The organism is Bacteroides sp. (assembly GCF_029057325.1).
Taxonomy (GTDB): Bacteria; Bacteroidota; Bacteroidia; order Bacteroidales; family Bacteroidaceae; genus Bacteroides.
The window spans coordinates 1-3,016 of sequence record NZ_JAICZW010000001.1; the positions used below are offsets into that span (position 1 = coordinate 1).

General features: G+C 46.8%; 4 protein-coding genes and 1 pseudogene. All 5 read right to left on the reverse strand.

Going from position 1 to position 3,016, the window contains the following annotated elements; genetic code table 11:
* Positions 1-54: 54 nt before the first annotated feature.
* Positions 55-510, reverse strand: a complete 456-nt coding sequence (locus K2G43_RS00005; protein ID WP_297644466.1) for a DUF4293 domain-containing protein — start codon at positions 508-510, stop codon at positions 55-57.
* Complete coding sequence (locus K2G43_RS00010; protein WP_297644468.1) at positions 510-845, reverse strand: DNA-directed RNA polymerase subunit omega; 336 nt, start codon at positions 843-845, stop codon at positions 510-512. Before K2G43_RS00010 ends, K2G43_RS00005 begins: the two co-directional genes overlap by 1 nt.
* A gap of 51 nt (positions 846-896) precedes the next feature.
* On the reverse strand, positions 897-1,700 hold the full coding sequence (gene bamD, locus K2G43_RS00015; protein WP_300152501.1) for an outer membrane protein assembly factor BamD: 804 nt from the start codon (positions 1,698-1,700) through the stop codon (positions 897-899).
* Between the two features lie 177 nt (positions 1,701-1,877).
* The gene (locus tag K2G43_RS00020) at positions 1,878-2,303 is read right to left on the reverse strand and encodes an amino acid-binding protein (protein WP_297644905.1); all 426 of its coding nucleotides are present in this window, start codon (positions 2,301-2,303) and stop codon (positions 1,878-1,880) included.
* A 101-nt stretch (positions 2,304-2,404) separates the two neighbouring features.
* Positions 2,405-3,016 (reverse strand): annotated as a pseudogene (locus tag K2G43_RS00025) (phenylacetate--CoA ligase); the annotation flags it as partial.

The following is a 3,016-nucleotide window of genomic DNA, read 5'->3' on the forward strand; positions in this document are numbered from 1 at the left end:
AGGGAGGTGTGTCTGACACACCTCCCTTTTGACTATAAATATTTTCTGTAACGATTATCTCAGTCTGTCCGCAGCTTTCACCATCAGCTCGTCGCGGTAGATGCCACGGAAAGCCAGATAATTCAGGATGATGGCCACCAACGGAAGGCAAAGCGCCCATCCCAATTGGAAGGAAGCATCCAACTCATCTTTCAACACAAACATGAAGACGAAGAAGGCGATGTAATAGCCTACCAGCAAAAGACTGCCGAATATCGTCATACGCACTTGCAACATGCGGTTACGGTAGAGGAATATGGAGCACAGAGCAATCACCGCGCCCAACAGCAGTATTCCGAACAGCCCCCACGTAGATTGAAACTCACCGTCTGCCAGGTTTACCCCCAACGGCTTGAACAGATAGGCCGTCACCCCGTCCGCTCCGATGAACTGTCCTATAGGCATACACATAGCCATCACCAGCAGGACAGTCACCAATAATAAATAAACGGATTGAATACGTTGTATCATTACTGCAATTTCTCTTTTTCCTTAGCCGGGTTGCGATAATAAACCTTACCCTCGATATACTCCTGAGTAGCAATCAGTGTCGGCTTCGGCAATTTTTCATAATAACGGGAAATCTCAATCTGTTCCCGGTTCTCAAACACTTCTTCCAGATTGTCATTGTAAGAGGCAAACTCAGCAAGCTTCTTGGAAAGGTCGTTCTTGATTTCCACACTAATCTGGTTAGCACGCTTACCGATAATCGCCACGCTTTCATATACGTTACCGGTATCCTCACACAACTCCATCATATCACGGGTCACCGTAGTAGTAGGAGCATTTGTCTTTCTGTAATCCATAAATTTATCTAACTAATTTAAGTTTTATATCGATATAACTCTTTGTTTTTTTCAGTCTTTCAGCACCTTCTGCGATTCCTTGAAGATACGGTCGGCTTCCTTCAGGTACTTGCTTTCGGGAAACTCGTTCTTAAAGGCGTAGTATTCGTCCACAGCTTCCCGATAGCGCTCGGGCTTTTTCTCGTCCACACTATATACCGCCAATTCATATTTGGCACGCAGCACCAGAATGGACAGGTCTTCGCGTAAATTGGTATAAGGATAGTCCTTCAAGGCATTCTGTGCCGTAATGACGCAAGCCTGATAGTTGTTGCCCAAATAGTTGCCCATATTATAGTATAATTTGGCCGACAGATATTCCTTCATCACCAGCTTGTCCTGCAAAGCGAATATCATGTTCTGCGCCTCCTCTTTCTTCGTGCTCTGCGGGAAATACTCCATAAACAGCTGCAACTGCTGGATGGCACTGTATGTGCCCGACTGGTCCAGACGAGGTTCCGGCGTATCCAGATACAAGGCCTTGCCTGCATGGAAGCGGGCCAGTTCGGTGAAAGTGCCACGGGGATAAACGTTGTAATATTGAATGAAGGTTTGAGCCGCAGTCTGATAATCTTTCTGATTATAATAGCTCATACCCAACATATAAAGGGATTCTTCCGCCTTGTCGGAACCCTTGAGGATAGCTATCAATTCGTTAAGCAGCGTAGCGGCACGGTTGTACTGGCCTTTCGCGAAGTAATTCTTTGCCGCCTCGTACTTATATTCATAATCAGCGCTTTTCAGCAACTTGTTGTACTCTCCACACGAGGAGAGCAACGAGGCTGCAAGCAGGGTCATTAAGATGTTCTTTTTCATTACTTTTATCCAAATAATGCGCAAAGATAGAAGTTCGCATCCAATAAAGCAATGATATGAACCTTAATTTTTCAAAAACCAAATAAAGGAATGAAGAATGAAGAACCGGGCTACGCCATTATGCCGCATGGTAATTCTCCATTCTTCATTCTTCGTTTTTCATTTTTTCGTTCGTTCTTACAGCTTATACAGTTCGCTTGCCGCCAGCAAATCGACTTTCTTTTCAGTCAATACACGGATGCAGTTCTCCATGTCGTTGGGGCGGATGATTACATTGGCTGTCTGGCCGTTGGCGAAAGAGTACATATATTCGATGAACACGTCTTCATCGGAAAGATAACGGAGCACTTTCGACAGCGAACCGGGGATGTTGGGGCAACTGATGCCGACCACGTCTGTCACGTTTACCGCAAAATGCTTATCTTTCAAAGCCTTGTATGCTTTATCCGGTTCAGAGACAATGCCACGGAGAATGCCGAAATCCGCATTCTCTGCAATACACAGGGCAGAAAGGTTGACACCCTCTTGAGCGAGCACTTCCGTCACCTCCGTGAGGCGTCCGGACTTGTTCTCCAGAAAAATGGAAAGTTGTTTTGCTACCATATTATTATGAGATTATAAGGTTGTTACTTTTTTTTTAGTTGACAAGTTGACGAGGGAACAAGTGTACAAGGGCCTTGCCAACTTGTCAACTTGTCAACTCCTCAAAGTTTTCGTTTATCGATGACGCGTTTTGCCTTGCCCACACTCCGTTCGATGCTGCGAGGCTCTACCAGACGGACGTTCACGCCCAACCCTAATACGCTTTGCAGACGGGCGGTGAGTTTCTTCTTCATCAAGAGCATCTTGTTGATTTCATCAGAGTAGTATTCCTCACGGACCTCGACCTGAAGCTCCATCGTATCGGTGTTGTTCGCACGATCTACCAACAAGAGGTAGTGCGGTTCGAATTCGGGCATTTCGAGAATGACAGATTCTATTTGGGTGGGGAATACGTTCACGCCACGGATAATCAGCATGTCGTCGCTACGTCCTAAAATACGGTCCATACGCACCAGCGTCCGTCCGCAGGGACATTTGTCGTAGTGCAGGGCGGTAAGGTCTTTGGTGCGGTAGCGCAACAAGGGCATGCCCTCTTTGGTCAGATGCGTGAACACCAATTCACCAGTCTCGCCGGGTGCCACAGGTTCCAAAGTGTTGGGATTTACGATTTCGGGGAAATAGTGGTCTTCGTTGAGATGCGTCCCGTGCTGGCATTCACACTCATAGCCCACGCCGGGACCGGCAATCTCGCTCAGCCCATAGATATCGTATGC

Coding starts and splice junctions, on each gene's coding strand:
- K2G43_RS00010 (WP_297644468.1), bottom strand. CDS start 845: ATGGATTACAGAAAGACAAATGCTCCTACTACTACGGTGACCCGTGAT.
- K2G43_RS00020 (WP_297644905.1), bottom strand. CDS start 2,303: ATGGTAGCAAAACAACTTTCCATTTTTCTGGAGAACAAGTCCGGACGC.
- K2G43_RS00005 (WP_297644466.1), bottom strand. CDS start 510: ATGATACAACGTATTCAATCCGTTTATTTATTATTGGTGACTGTCCTG.
- bamD (WP_300152501.1), bottom strand. CDS start 1,700: ATGAAAAAGAACATCTTAATGACCCTGCTTGCAGCCTCGTTGCTCTCC.